This is a genomic window from Pararhizobium sp. LjRoot235, from assembly GCF_964254145.1.
Classification (GTDB): Bacteria; Pseudomonadota; Alphaproteobacteria; order Rhizobiales; family Rhizobiaceae; genus Pararhizobium.
The window spans coordinates 3,139,435-3,155,732 of record NZ_CAXUSP020000001.1 but is presented as its reverse complement, the minus strand read 5'-3'; the positions used below and the strand labels follow the sequence as shown (position 1 = coordinate 3,155,732).

The following is a 16,298-nucleotide window of genomic DNA, read 5'->3' as shown; positions in this document are numbered from 1 at the left end:
GGTTAATTTCCCGTTAATTTCCAAAGCGGGCGGTTATTTCTGAAGCAAGTGTTGCTCCTTCGGCACGGTATCTCTCGTCGGCGACCACCGCCGCGGCTGTGCAGGTCGTGTAAACGGAGGCAAAAGTCCGGTATCCGCGGTTGAATGCGGCCGTCATGCGGGCGCGCCTCTGTGCTTCGCCGCCGGCCTCCTTGTCGAGCATATCCTGCATTGATTGCCGCCAGCTGTCCGCCGCCGCGTCCTTGCAAAGTGTGCGCAGATAATGAATGGAACCGAGGATTTCCGAAAGCCGCAACAGCCGGGCGTCATAGGGCGCAGGTTTTTCCGCGGTCACCGCCGCGGTGCCGGTTGCCGGCATGTCCTGCGCCTGGGCGCCAAATGGCGGAGCAACAAGAGCCAGCAAAAGAGACGATCGAATGGCCAGACAGCGGATCATGGTCCTTTGAAGCCCCGAATCGCTGCCTGAAGCAAGTTGATTCTCGGCGCGGCGATTATCACCGGTGAAGCGCCTCGAGTTTTTCCACGCATTGGCGAACGCTGTCGGGGATCGGCAGGTTGAGGATTTCGGCGGCTGTGTACCAGCCGATGCCGGCCGCATCATCGCCCGCGACGGCAATGAGGTCCGAATCTGCCTCCACCCTGAAGACGGACAGGAAAAAATGCCGCGCTCCCGGCCCATCCGCTTCGCCTGGTGGCAGGTCATAGGTTTCGAACAGCTGCGGATTGCGTGGCCGGATGCCGGTCTCCTCGTGAAACTCGCGCACCGCCGTGTCTGGCGGCGTCTCCCCGGCCTCAGCCCGCCCGCCGGGAAAGGCATACATGTCCACGGAAGGCGGATTGGCCCGTCGCACGAGCAGGTATCGCCCGTCGCGCTCGAGAATGGCGGAGGAAGCGAGTTGAGGAGAGGGCTGGGTCATGTGGCCTTTCATCGGCGTTCGGCCTATATTCCAACGCGTCGAAGAAATATAATGGATCGTAGCAAAAGCGAGAACCTTAGCGTGGCAGTTCGGAAATTGGACCGGGATACCTTATCCTTTTTTGCCAAAAAATATGTCTGGTGGAAGTCCGAGGACGAAGCCGGCGAGCAACCGGAGCGCGTCATCGCCCAGGTGATGAACATCGGCGACTTTGACGATGTTCAGACCCTTGAGATGCTGGCAGGTACCGAATTGCTGAAAAAGATCTTAAATGAGGCCGAGATCGGGCAATTCTCGCCGCGCTCCTGGTCTTATTGGCACTATCGTCTCGATCTGGCTGCGGTTGATGAGGTTCCTACCATGCCCTCACGGAGATTGGGGTGACGGTTCTTGTTCCTCGGATGGAGATATTGCCCGCGCAGCAACGGGTGATCTGGCCGTTGCTGAAACCCACGGCCGCGTTGGGTTTCGTGCTCTACGGTGGGACGGCGGTCGCGCTGCGGCTAGGACATCGGCAATCCATCGATTTCGATTTTTTTACCGAACGGGACCTCGAGATCGACGCGCTTTTTGACGCAATGCCGTTCCTGCGGACCGCGACGGTTATCCAGCAGGAGCCCACGGCGCTTACAGTTCTTTCATCAATGGCGGGATCCACCGACCGTCCGGTAAAAATATCCTTCTTTGGTCCGGTTCGAACCGGAAGGGTAGGCATGCCTCAGTTCACCGATGATGGCATGATGGTTGTCGCCTCGCCGGAAGACCTCTTCGCGACCAAGGTCAAGGTTCTTCTCCAGCGGATCGAAGCCAAGGACTACCGCGATATCGCCGCGATGATTGCTTCCGGACACGATGTGGCGAGGGCGCTCGGCGGCGCCAGGGCTATGTTCGGCCTATCGTTCCAACCTAGCGAGAGCCTGAAAGCTATGACCTATTTTGAGGGGGGCGACCTGCGGCAACTCTCGCAGCAGGAGCGGCGGGTGTTGATCGAAGCAGTGAAAACTGTGAAGGCGATTCCTGATGTTGCCATCCTTGATCATTGCCTTTCCATCGGGAGGTTGGGTTAATCCATGTGCGGACGATTTGCGCTGACGGCGACACCGGAAGAAGTGGCGGAATTTCTCGGCCTCCTGGAGACCGACGACTTTCCGGTGCGGTTCAACATCGCGCCGACGCAACCCATTCTCGTCGTCATTGCTGGCGATCGCCAGCAGCCGGGCAGCAACCTGCCGGAGCGCAGGGCTCTGCTCGTCCGCTGGGGCTTTACGCCCTCCTGGGTGAAGGATCCGCGCGATTTTCCGCTGCTGATCAATGCCCGCGCCGAAACCGCCATCGGCAAGGCCTCGTTCAAGGCCGCCATGCGCCACCGGCGCATCCTCATTCCGGCTTCCGGCTTCTACGAATGGCATCGTCCGCCCAAGGAGAGCGGCGAGCTATCGCAGGCTTACTGGGTTCGCCCGAAAAATGGCGGCATCGTCGCTTTCGCCGGCCTCATGGAGACCTGGTCCTCCGCGGATGGCTCGGAGGTTGATACCGGCGCAATCCTGACCACGCGCGCCAATGCCCGGATCGCGGACATTCACGATCGCATGCCGGTCGTCATCAAGCCCGAGGATTTTGCCCGCTGGCTTGACTGCAGGACGCAGGAGCCGCGCGACATCGTGGACCTCATGGCGCCGGCGAGCGACGACTGTTTCGAAGCCATCGCCGTCTCCGACAAGGTGAACAAGGTGGCAAACACAGGCGCCGATCTTCAGACTCCGGTGAGCGTTGCCGCAAGGCCTGCCGCGAAGCCTAAGGAGCCTCCGGCAGACCGTCAGTTGTCACTATTTTGAGGGATCAGGCGAGCTGCTTCGGCTGAGCGGGTTTCTTGACCGGCTTTGGTTTGACCTGCAAAGCGGCAGCAAGGACGGCCTTCAGGCCGAGCGGACGGTATTGCTCGACAAGATTGGCCGCGTTTCGCGGACTGTTCTTGTCGGTCTTTTTACCAGGCATTTCAAACTCTCCTTTGGTGCTTTCCCTAGCTGTAGGCGCTTCGTTCCGGTGTGTTTTCCACCAAAACGGCGTTTCTTATTGTGCCCCAGGAAACAGGCAGCAATGTGCAAGTGCCTGAAAGCCTTGATTCCCCGAGCGTCTGCGTCTCCAGATAAGCCCAATCGTGACAAAACGATGACGAATTCTCCGGCATCCCAACATATGATACTGGAACGCGGTTGACCTCTTGACCGGGCGCAAGCGAAGCGCGATAAAGCTGCCCATGAAAACGGTTATCTGCATCATCTGCCGGATTATTATTCGCTAGCCTCAACGCTGGCCTGGCCGTTTTCGTCTCCCAAAAATCAAGATGACAACGCGAAGGTCCAGCCGGGCGATTGCGTGTATCCGATATGATGTGAATGGGAGATTGGGAATGGGCGGACAGCCGACATTGAAACTGTACAACACGCTGACACGGGAGAAATCGGTTTTCGCGCCGATCGACCCAGCCAATGTCCGCGTGTATGTCTGCGGCCCGACCGTTTACGACTACGCCCATATCGGCAACGCGCGCCCGGCGATCGTCTTTGACGTGCTGTTCCGGCTATTGCGTCATGTCTATGGCGAAAACCGCGTCACCTATGCCCGCAACATCACCGACGTCGATGACAAGATCAACGCGCGGGCGCTGCGTGACCATCCTGGCCTGCCGCTGAACGAGGCCATTCGCCTCGTCACCGAAAAGACCGAGACGCAGTATCTCGAGGACGCCAAGGCGCTCGGCTGCCTCGATCCGACCGTGCAGCCGCGCGCGACCGACAACATTGGCCAGATGATCGACATCATCGAAAAACTGGTCGCCAAGGGCCATGCCTATGCGGCGGAAGGCGAGGTGCTGTTCGATACCCGCTCGATGGCCGACTATGGCCGTCTCTCCAACCGCAATCTCGACGACCAGCAGGCGGGCGCCCGCGTGGCTGTCGATGCCCACAAGAAGAATCCGGGCGATTTCGTGCTGTGGAAGCTGTCGTCCGAAAGCGAACCCGGCTGGGACAGCCCCTGGGGCCGTGGCCGTCCCGGCTGGCATATCGAATGCTCGGCGATGAGCGAGCGTTATCTCGGCGAGATCTTCGACATTCACGGCGGCGGGCTGGACCTGATCTTCCCCCACCACGAAAACGAGATCGCCCAGTCGCGTTGCGCCCATGGCACGGATGCCATGGCCAATGTCTGGATGCACAACGGCTTCCTGCAGGTCGAAGGCCGCAAGATGTCGAAGTCCGAGGGCAATTTCGTCACGATCTACGAATTGCTGCACACGGAGAAATTCGGCGGCCGCCAGTGGCCGGGCGAGGTCCTGCGCCTGGCGATGCTGATGACGCATTACCGCGAACCGATCGATTTTTCGATCAAACGGCTGGAGGAAGCGGAGCGGCTCCTCGCCAAATGGCCGGTGGTCGAGGAAAGCGGCGCGGCACCCGACGCGACGGTGATCAGTGCGCTCGCGGACGATCTCAATACGGTCGCGGCGGTGCAGGCGCTGCACGCTCTCGCGCAGGCTGCCAATGCCGATCCGGCTCTGCTTCCGGCTTTCGCCGCGAGCGCAGCTTTGCTCGGCGTTGAGCCGAAGGAAACCGAAGTCGACGAAGCCGTGGCGTCCGCCGTTGACGCCCTGGTAGCCATGCGGATGGAAATGCTCAAAGCGAAGAACTTCACCGAAGCCGACAAGATCCGCGCCGATCTCGCAGCCAAAGGCATCCAACTGAGGGACGGAAAGGATACGGCGACCGGCGAGCGGGTCACGACCTGGGAGGTCAAGCGATAACCTTGTATTCCTTCCGTGAGAGGCATATGTTTAGGCATATGCCAAAAGGAGCGTACCATGAATGTGATCCGCATTGATGAAGGCAGGGAGGTAAAACTCTTTCGCAACGGTCGCAATCAGGCCGTTCGCATTCCCGTGGAGTTCGAGCTTCCGGGGAATGAGGCGATCATGCGCAAAGAAGGTGACCGCTTGATCATCGAGCCGAAGACGAAGAGCGGATTGCTCGAATGGCTGGCGACTATCGAACCGTGGGACGAGGAGTTTCCCGACGTTGACGAAGGGCAATTGCCACTTGAGGACGTTGATCTGTGAGCAGCTGGCAATACATGCTCGATACGAACATTGTGTCGCACATAATCCGTGCTCCAGACGGCAAAGTCGTCCGCCACATAGAAAGGGTTGGGAACAGCAGTCTTTGTGTAAGCGCGCTCGTGGCCTCGGAACTGCGATACGGCGCGATGAAGAGACGATCGGAGAGGTTATCATCGCTCGTGGAAAACATGCTCGAACGCCTCGACATCGTTGCCTACGAGGCCGCCGCAGCCATCCACTATGCAGAGATTCGTGATCAACTCACACGCAATGGCAATCTCATTGGTCCGATGGATATTTTGATTGCTGCCCACGCCCGTGTGCTGGAACTCACGTTTGTAACCGACAACACCCGTGAATTTTCCCGCGTGAGCGGTCTCAAGGTGGAAAACTGGCTCGGTGAAGAGGAATGAGCCCATGACTGACTCTACCCACACCGGCGGCTGTCAATGCGGCGCCGTCCGTTTCCGCGTCGAAGGCACGCTCGGCGACGCCTCCGTCTGCCATTGCCGCATGTGCCAGAAGGCGGCCGGGAATTTCTACCTGCCGCTGGTCTCCGTGCGCGGAGCCAGGCTCACCTGGACGCGCGGCGAGCCGAAGCGTTTTCAGTCGTCGAATGCGGTATTCCGCGGCTTCTGCAGCGATTGCGGCACGCCGCTGACCTATGAGGCGCCGGATGGTGTGGCGCTGGCGATTGCGGCCTTCGATAAACCGGAGGGTATCGTCCCGAAAATCCAGTGGGGCATCGAGGCAAAGCTCCCGTATGTCGACCATATTTCGAACCTCCCGGGCGAGGAGACGATGGCGGATCAGGATGCGGCGTCCTTTCTCGCCACGCTCGTCTCTTACCAGCATCCGGATCACGACACCGCCGAATGGCCGCCGAAGGAGCGCGGATGAGCATCTCCCGCATCTATACCGGCGGCTGCCAGTGCGGCGCGGTGCGCTATCGGGCGGAAGGCACGCTCAGTGATCCGCACCTGTGCCATTGCCGCATGTGCCAGAAGGCGGCCGGCAATTATTTCATGCCACTTGCCAATGCGAAGCGAGCGTCGTTCCGCATCACGCGGGGGGAGCCGAGCTGGTTTCACTCCTCCGAATTCGCCCGGCGCGGTTTTTGCGCCGCCTGCGGCACGCCATTGTTCTATGACATGCCGGAGGCGGATTTCATCAATATCGTTCTCGGTTCGCTCGACGATCCCTATGATGTGCGGCCGTTGAAGCAGTCCGGCGTGGAATCGCGCGTACCCTGGTTTTCGCACCTGCCGGAGTTGCCGGGTAAGGAGACCGATGCCGCCAACGAGGCGGGCGCGGAACGGCATCTGGCGATCCTTGAATCGAACCGCCAGCATCCCGATTTCGATACTGAACATTGGCCACCGGAGGAATAGACATGACCGAGACCATTCGAACCGGAGGTTGCCAGTGCGGCGCCGTGCGCTTCCGCCTGAAGGGCAAGCTCGGCCGCCCGTCGATCTGCCATTGCCGCATGTGCCAGAAGGCCTTTGGCGGCTTTTTCGGCCCGCTTGTGACGGCACCGGAAAGCGGCGTCGAGTGGACGCGCAACGAGCCCAACTATTTCCAGTCGTCGGTGAACATCAGCCGCGGTTTCTGCTCATCCTGCGGCACGCCGCTAACCTATCGCCATCCCGGCGGCCTCGAAATCGCCATCGGCGCCTTCGACGACCGCTCCGATCTCGCGCCGCAGATCCAGGTCAACTACGCCGCCCGGCTGCCCTGGGTGACGACGATCTTCGACCAGCCAGTCCATGACGATCCGGATTACTATTCAAAGCAGGAGCAGATCATCTCGTTCCAGCATCCCGATCACGACACGGCCGAATGGCCCACCCATGGTTTGAACCTATGACAGCAGAACTGCGCACGCTTTATCCGGAAATCGAACCTTACGCGTCCGGCCATCTCGATGTCGGTGATGGTCACGTCATCTATTGGGAGAAGGCCGGGACCCCCGGTGCCAAGCCTGCCGTCTTCCTGCATGGCGGCCCAGGCGGCACCATCTCGCCGAGCCACCGCCGCCTGTTCGATCCCAAGCTTTACGACGTGATCCTGTTCGACCAGCGCGGCTGCGGCAAGTCCACGCCGCATGCGGAGCTGAAGGCCAACACGACCTGGCATCTGGTCGCCGATATCGAGCGGCTGCGCGAAATGGCCGGCGTCGAGAAGTGGCTCGTCTTCGGCGGTTCCTGGGGCTCGACGCTGTCGCTCGCCTATGCCGAGAAGCACCCGGAGCGGGTGTCGGAACTCGTCGTGCGCGGCATCTATACGCTGACGAGGGCCGAACTCGACTGGTACTATCAGTTCGGCGTCTCGGAAATGTTCCCGGACAAGTGGGAGCGCTTCATCGCGCCGATCCCGCTGGAAGAGCGTCACGAGATGATGCTCGCCTATCACCGGCGCCTGACGAGCGACGACAGGGCGACGCGCCTTGCCGCCGCCAAGGCCTGGAGCATCTGGGAAGGCGAGACCATCACGCTGCTGCCGGAACCCGCAACCAGTGACAAGTTCGAGGACGACGAGTTCGCCTACGCCTTCGCCCGCATCGAAAACCATTTCTTCGTCAATGCCGGCTGGCTGGAGGAAGGGCAGCTTCTGCGTGACGCTCACAAGCTGCACGGCATTCCCGGCGTCATCGTCCATGGCCGTTACGACATGCCATGCCCGGCGAAATATGCTTGGGCGCTGCACAATGCCTGGAGCGAGGCAGAGTTTCATCTGATCGAAGGGGCGGGGCATGCCTATTCCGAGCCAGGCATTCTCGACAAGCTCATCCGGGCGACGGACCGGTTTGCGGGGAAGGTGTAACGAGGTGGAATTATCGATGGTTTTGAATTTGCCGCAGCTTACCCCCCTCTGTCACTTCGTGACATCTCCCCCACAAGGGGGGAGATCATTCATTTCCTTTGCCAGTTTTCCGTTGAGACGAGCACGGAACGTGCGGCTAATCTCCACCCTTGTGGGGGAGATGTCGGCGTCGCCGACAGAGGGTGGTAAGGCGCGGCGAACTCAGAGCGCCCCATCATCGGAGGCATTACTGTGAAAGAACGCATCTACCTCTTCGACACCACCCTGCGCGACGGGCAGCAAACGCCCGGCATCGATTTTTCCGTCGAGGACAAGATCTCCATTGCCAAGATGCTGGACGAATTCGGCATGGACTATGTCGAAGGCGGCTATCCTGGTGCCAACCCAACGGATACTGAGTTTTTTGAGAAGAAGCGCACCGGGAAGGCACGCTTTGTTGCGTTCGGCATGACCAAGCGCGCCGGCGTGTCGGCGTCCAACGATCCCGGGCTGACGGCGCTGCTGCAGGCGCAAAGCGACGCGATCTGTCTTGTCGCCAAGAGCTGGGATTATCATGTCCGCGTGGCGCTCGGCTGTTCCAACGAGGAAAATCTCGAAGGGATCCGCACGTCCGTCGAAGCCGTCGTCCAGAGCGGCCGCGAGGCGATGATCGACTGCGAGCATTTCTTCGATGGCTACAAGGCCAATCCGGCCTATGCGTTGGCCTGCGCCAGGACCGCCTATGATGCCGGCGCCCGCTGGGTGGTGCTCTGCGACACCAATGGCGGCACCCAGCCGCCGGAAATCCGCGACATTGTCGCCGCCGTCGTCGCCCATGGGGTTCCAGGCATCAAACTCGGCATCCATGCGCACAACGACACGGGCCAGGCCGTTGCCAATTCGCTGGCCGCCGTCGAGGCCGGCGTGCGCCAGGTCCAGGGCACGCTGAATGGCATCGGCGAGCGCTGCGGCAACGCCAATCTCGTCACGCTGATCCCGACGCTCGCACTCAAGGAAGCCTATAACCGCCGTTTCGAGACGGCGATCGACGCCGATCGGCTGCAGGAACTGACGACGCTCTCCCATGCCTTCGACGAACTCCTGAACCGCTCGCCGGACCATCAGATGCCCTATGTCGGCGCTTCCGCCTTCGCCACCAAGGCCGGTATTCATGCTTCCGCGTTGCTGAAGGACCCGCGCACCTACGAGCATGTGACGCCGGAAAGCGTCGGCAATCTGCGCAAGGTCATGGTGTCGGATCAGGGCGGCAAGGCCAATTTCATCAATGCCCTGAAACGGCGCGGCATCGTCGTCTCAAAGGATGATCCGAAGCTCGACAAGCTGATCGCCATCGTCAAGGAACGCGAGGCGACCGGTTATGCCTATGAGGGCGCCGACGCGAGCTTCGCCATCCTCGCCCAGCGGATCCTCGGTTCGGTGCCGGAATTCTTCCTGGTCGACAGTTTCCGCGTCATGGTCGAGCGCCGCTTCGATGCCAACGGCAAGCTGAAAACCGTCTCGGAAGCCGTGGTGAAGGTCTCGGTCGACGGCGAGACGATGATGTCTGTCGCCGAAGGCCATGGCCCCGTCAATGCGCTCGATTTGGCGCTCCGCAAGGATCTCGGCAAATACCAGTCTGAGATCGAGGATCTGGAACTGGTGGACTACAAGGTGCGTATCCTCAATGGCGGCACGGAGGCCATCACCCGTGTCCTGATCGAATCAGTCGACGCCACCGGCGCCCGCTGGTGGACGGTCGGCGTGTCCGACAACATCATCGACGCGTCCTTCCAGGCACTGATGGATTCGATCGTCTTCAAGCTGTTGAAGAACCGCGACCAGGCGGGGCTTGCGGCGGCGGAATAAATGACAAGAGGGCGCGACCGTCCGCTTGCGACATGTTATGTTCGTTGGAACATGCGACGAGACAATATCGAGGAAGCGAAATGAGCGAAATCTATCGGATTACCGTCGATCCTGAGCAGTGCGGCGGTCGCCCGACCCTTCGAAACCTTCGCATCCGCGTCAAGGACGTGCTGGACCTGCTGGCGGCAGGAGCCAGTCATGCTGAGATCCTTCAGGATTACCCCGCGCTCGAAGAGGGCGACGTCCAGGCCGCGCTCGAATATGCCGCGCGCCAAAGCGATCATCCTGTCCTTCACGTCGCGTAATGCGCTTCCTGGTCGATGCCCAGTTGCCGCCGGCGCTCGCGCGTTGGCTGACTGTGCGCGGCTACGAAGCGGTGCATGTCTCTGAAACGGGAATGCAAGCCGCGACCGACCGGCTGATCTGGGACTGCGCGTTGAATGAGGGCTGGGTCATCGTGACGAAGGACGAGGACTTTGCCCAGCACAAGGTGTTTACGCAAGCTGGCCCGGCTGTGGTCTGGATCAGATGGCCTAATACGCGACGCCACCAACTTCTCGTCCGGTTCGAAGTAGTTTTACCCACGATCGTCGCCGCGCTTGTGCGCGGCGAAACATTGATCGAAGTGGTTTGACGAGGCTCACAGCACCAGCCGGAACTTCGCAAATCCATCCGCGCCGTCCCCCGCATCCTCGATCTTCACGCCCTTGACGCCGGCGATCAGTCCGCGTGCCTTGGGGCCGGTCTCGAAGGTTGCGGTCGCTCCTTCCACCGGCTTGAAGCTCCAGTTGCCATCGGCCGATGGGTTGATGGTGCCTTCGGCGATGATGTAGCGGACGATGACGTCGCGGTTGGTATCGGGGGCTGCGAAGACCACCTTGTCGGCGGCGATTTCGGGGAATTTACCGCCGCCGCCAGCGCGGTAATTGTTGGACGCGACGACGAATTTCTGTGTTGGATCGATCGGTTTTCCCTCGAAGGAGAGGTTCTGGATTCGGTTTGAACCCGGGTTCACCGCGTTGCCGTCCTTGTCGTACTTTGCTGGTTGCGACAGGTCGATCTGATAGGTCACGCCGTCGATGATATCGAAGTTGTAGGAGGGGAATTCTGGGTTGAGCAGCGCTGCATCCCTGGCGCCCGGCGAGACGGTGTTGAACATGCCCGCCGACATTTCCAGCCAGTTCTTCACCTGTGCGCCGGTGATGACGACCGCTTGCACCGTATTCGGATAAAGATAGAGGTCGGCGACGTTCTTGATGGCGATGTCGCCGGTGGGGACGTCGGTGTAATAGTCCGCGCCGCCGCGCCCGCCGGATTTGAACGGGGCTGCCGCCGAAAGCACCGGCAGGTCCTTGTAGTCCGTGTCCTTCAGCATGTCCTTGATGTACCAGGTCTGCGCATTGGAGACGATCTGCACCGACGGGTCGTCCGCCACCAGCGCGAAGTAGGAATAGAGCGGCGCCGAGGTCTTGCCGACGGGCGTGCGGATATAGGCAAGCGTCGCCTCATGTTCGGCATTGGCGGCATTCAGCACGTCGGCCCGATCCGCCACGTCGGCGACCACCTTCTTGTCCTCGCGGTGGTAGATCGGCCGCGCCTCGGTGGAGAAATCGACGATCTTCCAGTTCTTGCCGTCCTTTTCGATGAGCAGGTCGATCAGCCCGAGATGCGAGCCCCAGAAGCCGCCCATCACCGCCGGTTTGCCGAGCAGCGTGCCCTTGGCGGGATCGACGCCCTCGATGCCGTCGAAACTCTTCGGGCCGGGAAAAACGAGGTGCTGGTGGCCGGTAAAGACCGCGTCGATGCCTTCGACGCCGGCGAGATAGAGCGAGGCGTTTTCCATCCGCTCCGTCTGCCCGCTGCCATCGATGCCGGAGTGGGAGAGTGCGATGACGATGTCGGCGCCTTCCTCCTTCATCGCTGGCACCCAGGCGTTTGCCGCCTCGACGATATCGCGGGTCTGAGCCTTGCCTTCCAGGTTCTTGATATCCCAAAGCATGATCTGCGGCGGCACGAAGCCGATGATGCCGATCTTCAGCGGGCTGGTGGCGCCCGAACCGTCGGCGACGATCTTCTCGACGATTGTATAGGGTTTGAAGAAGAGTTTGTCGTCCTTTGGATCGGACGCTAACTGGCCCTTGGTCAGATTGGCGCAGACATAGGGGAAATTGGCACCGGCAAGCACCTTGAACATATAATCGAGGCCATAGTTGAACTCGTGATTGCCGAGCGTACCCGCCTCGTAGCCGAGCACGTTCATCGCCTTGATGACCGGATGCACGTCGCCCTCTTTCATGCCGCGCTGATAGGCCATGTAGTCGCCCATCGGGTTGCCCTGCAGGAAATCGCCATTGTCGATAAGGAAGGAATTGCCGGCCTCGGCGCGGATGGCGTCGATGATCGAGGCAGTGCGGGCAAGCCCCATCGTGTCGTTCGGTTTGTCGCCGTAATAGTCATAGGGGAAGACGTGGACGTGGATGTCGGTCGTTTCCATGATGCGCAGGTGCGCCTGGTTGGCGGCTGCACGCGTGGCAAAGGGGTGCAGCAGGATCAGAGCGGAGGTGGCGGCGGCACCGCTCAAGAGCGAGCGGCGGGTTATCGGGTGGAGCGCGAGGTTGGAAGACATGTGAAGTCCCTTCGTCTGACCGTCATTGCCTGGCTGAAAAACCTATGGCGGGAAGCTGCGGAATGCACCCCGCAAAATATCACCTATTTTCCTCTTCTTAGCTGAAGTCTCTGTCAGGTTTATTGCATGCAAGGTTCACGGAAATGAATTGGTTGATCAACGGTCTTTGGAGTAGGACGGGCCGACGTTAAAATTGTCGACGGGATGAAGCGCCATGGCTGATGCGAAACAAACACCGGCGGTGCAGAACGGCGATTCGCCGCGCGGCTTCGCCTTCGCGCTGACGGCCTATCTCCTCTGGGGATTCCTGCCCTTCTTCATGAAGGCTGTCGCGCATATCCCCGCCTTTGAGGTCGTCGCCCACCGGATCGTCTGGTCGGTGCCGCTTGCCGGCGCCGTCCTCGTCCTGCTCGGCCGCACCGATGACATAAAGATTGCGCTGCGCTCGCCGCGTATGCTGAAGATGGCGATGCTGACCGCCGTTCTCATCACCATCAACTGGGGCATCTATGTCTGGGCGATCGGGGCAGGCCGCGCGCTGGAGACCGCGCTCGGCTACTACATCAACCCCCTGTTCTCGATCTTCCTCGGCGCCGTGCTCCTCAAGGAAAAGCTCAATCCAGCGCAGATCGTCGCGATCGTTCTCGCCGGCGTCGCCGTCGTCGTGCTGGCCTTCGATGCGGGCGGGCTGCCCTGGGTATCGATCGGCCTCGCGCTCTCCTGGGGGCTCTATGCCTTCTTCCGCAAGACCCTGCCGGTCGGCCCGAATCAGGGTTTCTTCCTGGAAGTGCTGCTGCTCAGCATTCCCGCGCTCGGCTATATCGTCTATCTTGAAGCCTCGGGGCAGGGGCATTTCTCCGACACCGGCTGGGCCGATATCGCCTGGCTGATGGCCTGCGGTGTCGTAACTGCCGTGCCGCTGATGATTTACGCGAACGGCGCCAAGCTGCTCCGGCTCTCCACCATCGGCATTATGCAGTACATCGCTCCGACGATGATCTTCATCATCGCCGTGTTCGTCTTCCACGAACCCTTCGGCACGCCGAAGCTGATCGCCTTCATCCTGATCTGGGCAGCACTGGCGGTCTATTCGACGTCGATGCTCATGGAAAGCCGCGCGCGGCGCGCGGTGATGGCAAACCCGGCGGAATAATTCCGGGCCACGGCCAGACGTCAAAGCTTGGAGATAATCCCGGGCTCGCCGTCGCGGTCGACATCGCTTGCCCAATGGGCCAGCAGCGCCGGAACGACTTCCTCGGCCGCGTCGATGACGAGTGGCTGGACGAGATGGGCGGTGTGGATGAAGCCGGCTTCCGCCATGTGCTCGATGAGCGTCATCAACGGATCCCAAAAGCCATTGATGTTGACGAGCACGATCGGCTTGCGGTGACGGCCGAGCTGCGCCCAGGTCATGATCTCGACGATCTCCTCCAGCGTGCCGATGCCGCCCGGCAGGGTGACAAAGGCGTCGGCACGCTCGAACATCTTGTGCTTGCGGTCATGCATGTCCGGCGTCACGATCAGTTCGCTGAGCTGCCCCAACGAATGGCGGGTGGCCTCCATATCCATCAGAAATTCTGGTATGATGCCGGTAACGCGGCCACCGTGCGAAAGAACGCCGCTTGCGACCGCGCCCATGATGCCCTTCGTGCCGCCGCCATAGACGAGCCGGAGATGGTTGTCGGCGATGGATTTGCCCAGAATGCGGCCGGCATCGATGTAGGATTTATCGCGACCGGGTTGGGAGCCGCAATAGACGCAGATGGATCGAATCGGGATATTTTTCTCGTTCATCATCCAAAGAGACATCCCACCGCAGCAGGCGTCAAGAAAAATGACGGAAAACCGGGGCCTGGCTTGGTCCGGACATGAGGCGATGCTTGTAGAAAGCGACGGAAATCGTTAGCGTTTTTAGGAGTAAGCTGACGATATGTGCAGGGGCTGATTCCGTCTGGTTAGGAAACCGGAAAGCGGCAGGCATGTAGGCTTCGGGAGAGCCGTTCGCTGGTGTCCATTTCGGGCGCAGCCGGCTCCCGGCCATTTGGAGATGTGCATGATGAAGAACAAGGCCGGCTGGGTGGCCCTTATCGTCCTGGCAATTGCATCCCTGCTGATGGTTTTCTTTGTCCTGCCGAATATCAACAAGGGCAAGGACACGCTCACCGCCGATGCCCCGGTGGATAGTCCGGCAAAGCTGAGCGATGCGAAGAGCGCACGCCCAGTGGCTGAGGGCGAGGCGGCGACGGATACGACTGCCAAACCCGCCGACCCGGCTGCAGCCTGGACGGTCCCCGGTTTTGATGTCCTGCGCGTCGAACCGGACGGGTCGACAGTCATTGCCGGGCGGGCTCAGCCCAACACCAAACTTGAAATCGTCAGCGGCGATGCGGTCATCGGCACGGCTGATGTCGGGGCGACGGGTGATTTTGCCGCGATCTTCGAGAAGCCGCTGCCGGCCGGCGATTATCAGCTAACGCTGCGCAGCGTCGGCGAAAATGGCGTGACCAAGTCTTCGGAAGAAGTCGCTACCGTCTCGATCCCCAAGGACAAGACCGGCGAACTGCTCGCCATGGTCTCGAAGCCGGGCGAGGCAAGCCGCATCATTACCAAACCGGCGGCCGAGGCAAAACAGGCCAATGCCCAGTCGACGACCGCCACGAGTGAAGTCGCAAAGGCAGAGCCTGCGCCCGAGGCATCCGCCACGGCGGCTGACACTGCCGTTTCGGCCGAGACGCCGGCAACCGGCGAGAAGCCGGCTGTCGCCGTCTCTGCCGTAGAGATCGAAGGCAAGAAGATTTTCGTTGCCGGTAGCGCCAAGGCCGGCGCGCTGGTTCGCATTTATGCTGATGACAAGCTTGTCGGCGAGATGAAGGCCGATGAGCAGGGACGTTTCGTTGTCGAGGGTACGATCGACCTGCCGGTCGGAAACCACACGATCCGCGCCGATGTGATGGGCGCCGACGGCAGCACGGTTGTGATGCGCGCCGCTGTTCCCTTCGATCGCCCGGCCGGCGATCAGGTGGCAGCGGTTGCCCAACCCAATGCGCAAGGCACCGTTACGCCTCTCGAGGGCGGCAGCTTCGATGGTCTGCGGATGGAGGCGACAAAGGCGCTAGGCCTGCTCAAGGGGCTGTTTGCAGACGGCAAGGTCCCGACGGCGGAAGAGCTGGCGGCGGCGCGCTCGGCAACCGAAATCGCCCTGAAATCGCTCGCCGATTTCAAAGTCGCCGACAATCTCGATGCCAGCGTCAAGGAAATGGCGGCCAAGACGGCCAAGGCCGCGGCCGATGCGCTAGCCGTGCTGAAGGCGCTGCCGGCGGATGCCGCCAGCGTTTCCGCATCGCTCGGCAAGATCGAGGCGGCGGTCGGTTCGGCGTTGATGCCGCGCACCGACGGCACCGGTGGCAATGCCGTTGCGACCGATATTCCGGCAACGCCTGCACAGGATGTCGCCAAGCCGGCAGCTGAAACGGCTGAGAAGCCTGCCGCAGAGTCAGCCACGCCTTCCGCTGAGTCAGGTGCTGCCGTGACGGCAGGCGGCGACAGTGCCGCACCGGCCGAGAAACCGGCAAACGGGCAGACTGCTGCCGAGCCGCAGACGGTGCAGCAGGCGCCGCTGCAGCAGAGCAAGGCCTCGGTGATCATCCGTCGTGGCGATACGCTCTGGCAGATTTCGCGCCGTGTCTATGGTGCCGGTGTCCGCTATACGACGATCTATCTCGCCAACGAGGACCAGATCACCAATCCGGACCGCATCCTGCCGGGCCAGATCTTCGGCGTACCGGACAAGGCGATGCCGGAGGCTGAAGCGCAGGAAGTGCACCGCAAGCACATGAAGCATCTGCCTTGATCGCTTTTCGCCGGCTCCTCCATTGCGGCTGGTCTTTATGAAGCCTATCTGAAACAAAAAGCGGCGCCTTGAGAAGGCGCCGTTTTTGATTGGAGATTTGCGGGCGCGCTTTCGCATCGA

20 protein-coding genes are annotated in these 16,298 nt (G+C 61.0%); 15 read left to right on the top strand and 5 right to left on the bottom strand.

All coding sequences use genetic code 11. The features are described from left to right. Positions 1–13: 13 nt before the first annotated feature. Together ACSQ2Z_RS15435 and ACSQ2Z_RS15430 are read right to left on the bottom strand one after the other, a co-directional pair. Complete coding sequence (locus ACSQ2Z_RS15435) at positions 14–436, bottom strand: TIGR02301 family protein (RefSeq protein WP_436081991.1); 423 nt, start codon at positions 434–436, stop codon at positions 14–16. Positions 437–494: 58 nt separating this feature from the next. Beyond that, positions 495–917: an NUDIX hydrolase gene (locus tag ACSQ2Z_RS15430; RefSeq protein ID WP_436081990.1), complete on the bottom strand. Its 423-nt coding sequence runs from the start codon at positions 915–917 to the stop codon at positions 495–497. A 51-nt stretch (positions 918–968) separates the two neighbouring features. Between ACSQ2Z_RS15430 and ACSQ2Z_RS15425 the strand changes: the two genes are divergently transcribed. The 3 genes from ACSQ2Z_RS15425 to ACSQ2Z_RS15415 are packed head-to-tail and all read left to right on the top strand — an operon-like array spanning position 969 to position 2,752. Next, positions 969–1,301 carry a hypothetical protein gene (locus ACSQ2Z_RS15425; protein ID WP_436081989.1) on the top strand — a complete coding sequence of 111 codons (333 nt, stop codon included), beginning with the start codon at positions 969–971 and terminating at the stop codon, positions 1,299–1,301. After that, the gene (locus ACSQ2Z_RS15420; RefSeq protein WP_436081988.1) at positions 1,298–1,984 is read left to right on the top strand and encodes a nucleotidyl transferase AbiEii/AbiGii toxin family protein; all 687 of its coding nucleotides are present in this window, start codon (positions 1,298–1,300) and stop codon (positions 1,982–1,984) included. Before ACSQ2Z_RS15425 ends, ACSQ2Z_RS15420 begins: the two co-directional genes overlap by 4 nt. 3 nt (positions 1,985–1,987) lie before the next feature. Further along, entirely contained in the window at positions 1,988–2,752 is a 765-nt protein-coding gene (locus ACSQ2Z_RS15415; protein WP_436081987.1) for an SOS response-associated peptidase, read from the top strand. Positions 2,753–2,756: 4 nt separating this feature from the next. On the opposite strand, the gene ACSQ2Z_RS15410 is transcribed toward ACSQ2Z_RS15415, so the two are convergent. Further along, a complete protein-coding gene (locus tag ACSQ2Z_RS15410; protein ID WP_436081986.1) occupies positions 2,757–2,912 on the bottom strand; it encodes a hypothetical protein in 156 nt (51 codons plus the stop codon). Between the two features lie 415 nt (positions 2,913–3,327). Here ACSQ2Z_RS15410 and cysS point away from each other — a divergent pair, with 415 nt between their 5' ends. From cysS to ACSQ2Z_RS15360, 10 genes are all read left to right on the top strand, one after another. Beyond that, positions 3,328–4,719 (top strand): cysteine--tRNA ligase, encoded by a 1,392-nt coding sequence (gene cysS, locus ACSQ2Z_RS15405; protein ID WP_436081985.1) that lies wholly within the window; start codon positions 3,328–3,330, stop codon positions 4,717–4,719. Positions 4,720–4,776: 57 nt separating this feature from the next. Beyond that, on the top strand, positions 4,777–5,031 hold the full coding sequence (locus ACSQ2Z_RS15400) for an antitoxin (RefSeq protein ID WP_436081984.1): 255 nt from the start codon (positions 4,777–4,779) through the stop codon (positions 5,029–5,031). Between the two features lie 14 nt (positions 5,032–5,045). After that, positions 5,046–5,444, top strand: coding sequence for a type II toxin-antitoxin system VapC family toxin (locus ACSQ2Z_RS15395; RefSeq protein WP_436083090.1), 399 nt, complete (start codon positions 5,046–5,048; stop codon positions 5,442–5,444). A gap of 4 nt (positions 5,445–5,448) precedes the next feature. Continuing rightward, positions 5,449–5,931, top strand: a complete 483-nt coding sequence (locus tag ACSQ2Z_RS15390; protein ID WP_436081983.1) for a GFA family protein — start codon at positions 5,449–5,451, stop codon at positions 5,929–5,931. Further along, entirely contained in the window at positions 5,928–6,422 is a 495-nt protein-coding gene (locus ACSQ2Z_RS15385; protein ID WP_436081982.1) for a GFA family protein, read from the top strand. The genes ACSQ2Z_RS15390 and ACSQ2Z_RS15385 overlap by 4 nt, the downstream gene beginning before the upstream one ends. 2 nt (positions 6,423–6,424) lie before the next feature. After that, on the top strand, positions 6,425–6,901 hold the full coding sequence (locus tag ACSQ2Z_RS15380) for a GFA family protein (RefSeq protein WP_436081981.1): 477 nt from the start codon (positions 6,425–6,427) through the stop codon (positions 6,899–6,901). After that, positions 6,898–7,857, top strand: a complete 960-nt coding sequence (gene pip / locus ACSQ2Z_RS15375; RefSeq protein WP_436081980.1) for a prolyl aminopeptidase — start codon at positions 6,898–6,900, stop codon at positions 7,855–7,857. The genes ACSQ2Z_RS15380 and pip overlap by 4 nt, the downstream gene beginning before the upstream one ends. A gap of 231 nt (positions 7,858–8,088) precedes the next feature. Beyond that, complete coding sequence (cimA, locus tag ACSQ2Z_RS15370; protein ID WP_436081979.1) at positions 8,089–9,702, top strand: citramalate synthase; 1,614 nt, start codon at positions 8,089–8,091, stop codon at positions 9,700–9,702. Between the two features lie 80 nt (positions 9,703–9,782). Beyond that, positions 9,783–10,007: a DUF433 domain-containing protein gene (locus ACSQ2Z_RS15365; protein ID WP_436081978.1), complete on the top strand. Its 225-nt coding sequence runs from the start codon at positions 9,783–9,785 to the stop codon at positions 10,005–10,007. Next, a complete protein-coding gene (locus ACSQ2Z_RS15360) occupies positions 10,007–10,336 on the top strand; it encodes a DUF5615 family PIN-like protein (protein ID WP_436081977.1) in 330 nt (109 codons plus the stop codon). Before ACSQ2Z_RS15365 ends, ACSQ2Z_RS15360 begins: the two co-directional genes overlap by 1 nt. Positions 10,337–10,342: 6 nt before the next feature. On the opposite strand, the gene ACSQ2Z_RS15355 is transcribed toward ACSQ2Z_RS15360, so the two are convergent. Beyond that, complete coding sequence (locus ACSQ2Z_RS15355) at positions 10,343–12,328, bottom strand: bifunctional 2',3'-cyclic-nucleotide 2'-phosphodiesterase/3'-nucleotidase (protein ID WP_436081976.1); 1,986 nt, start codon at positions 12,326–12,328, stop codon at positions 10,343–10,345. Between the two features lie 214 nt (positions 12,329–12,542). Here ACSQ2Z_RS15355 and rarD point away from each other — a divergent pair, with 214 nt between their 5' ends. Next, positions 12,543–13,481 (top strand): EamA family transporter RarD, encoded by a 939-nt coding sequence (rarD, locus tag ACSQ2Z_RS15350; protein WP_436081975.1) that lies wholly within the window; start codon positions 12,543–12,545, stop codon positions 13,479–13,481. 20 nt (positions 13,482–13,501) lie between these two features. Here rarD and ACSQ2Z_RS15345 read toward each other — a convergent pair whose 3' ends face one another. Continuing rightward, complete coding sequence (locus tag ACSQ2Z_RS15345) at positions 13,502–14,122, bottom strand: TIGR00730 family Rossman fold protein (RefSeq protein ID WP_436083089.1); 621 nt, start codon at positions 14,120–14,122, stop codon at positions 13,502–13,504. 259 nt (positions 14,123–14,381) lie between these two features. Between ACSQ2Z_RS15345 and ACSQ2Z_RS15340 the strand changes: the two genes are divergently transcribed. Further along, positions 14,382–16,178: a LysM peptidoglycan-binding domain-containing protein gene (locus tag ACSQ2Z_RS15340; protein WP_436081974.1), complete on the top strand. Its 1,797-nt coding sequence runs from the start codon at positions 14,382–14,384 to the stop codon at positions 16,176–16,178. The last annotated feature ends 120 nt before the right edge of the window (positions 16,179–16,298 follow it).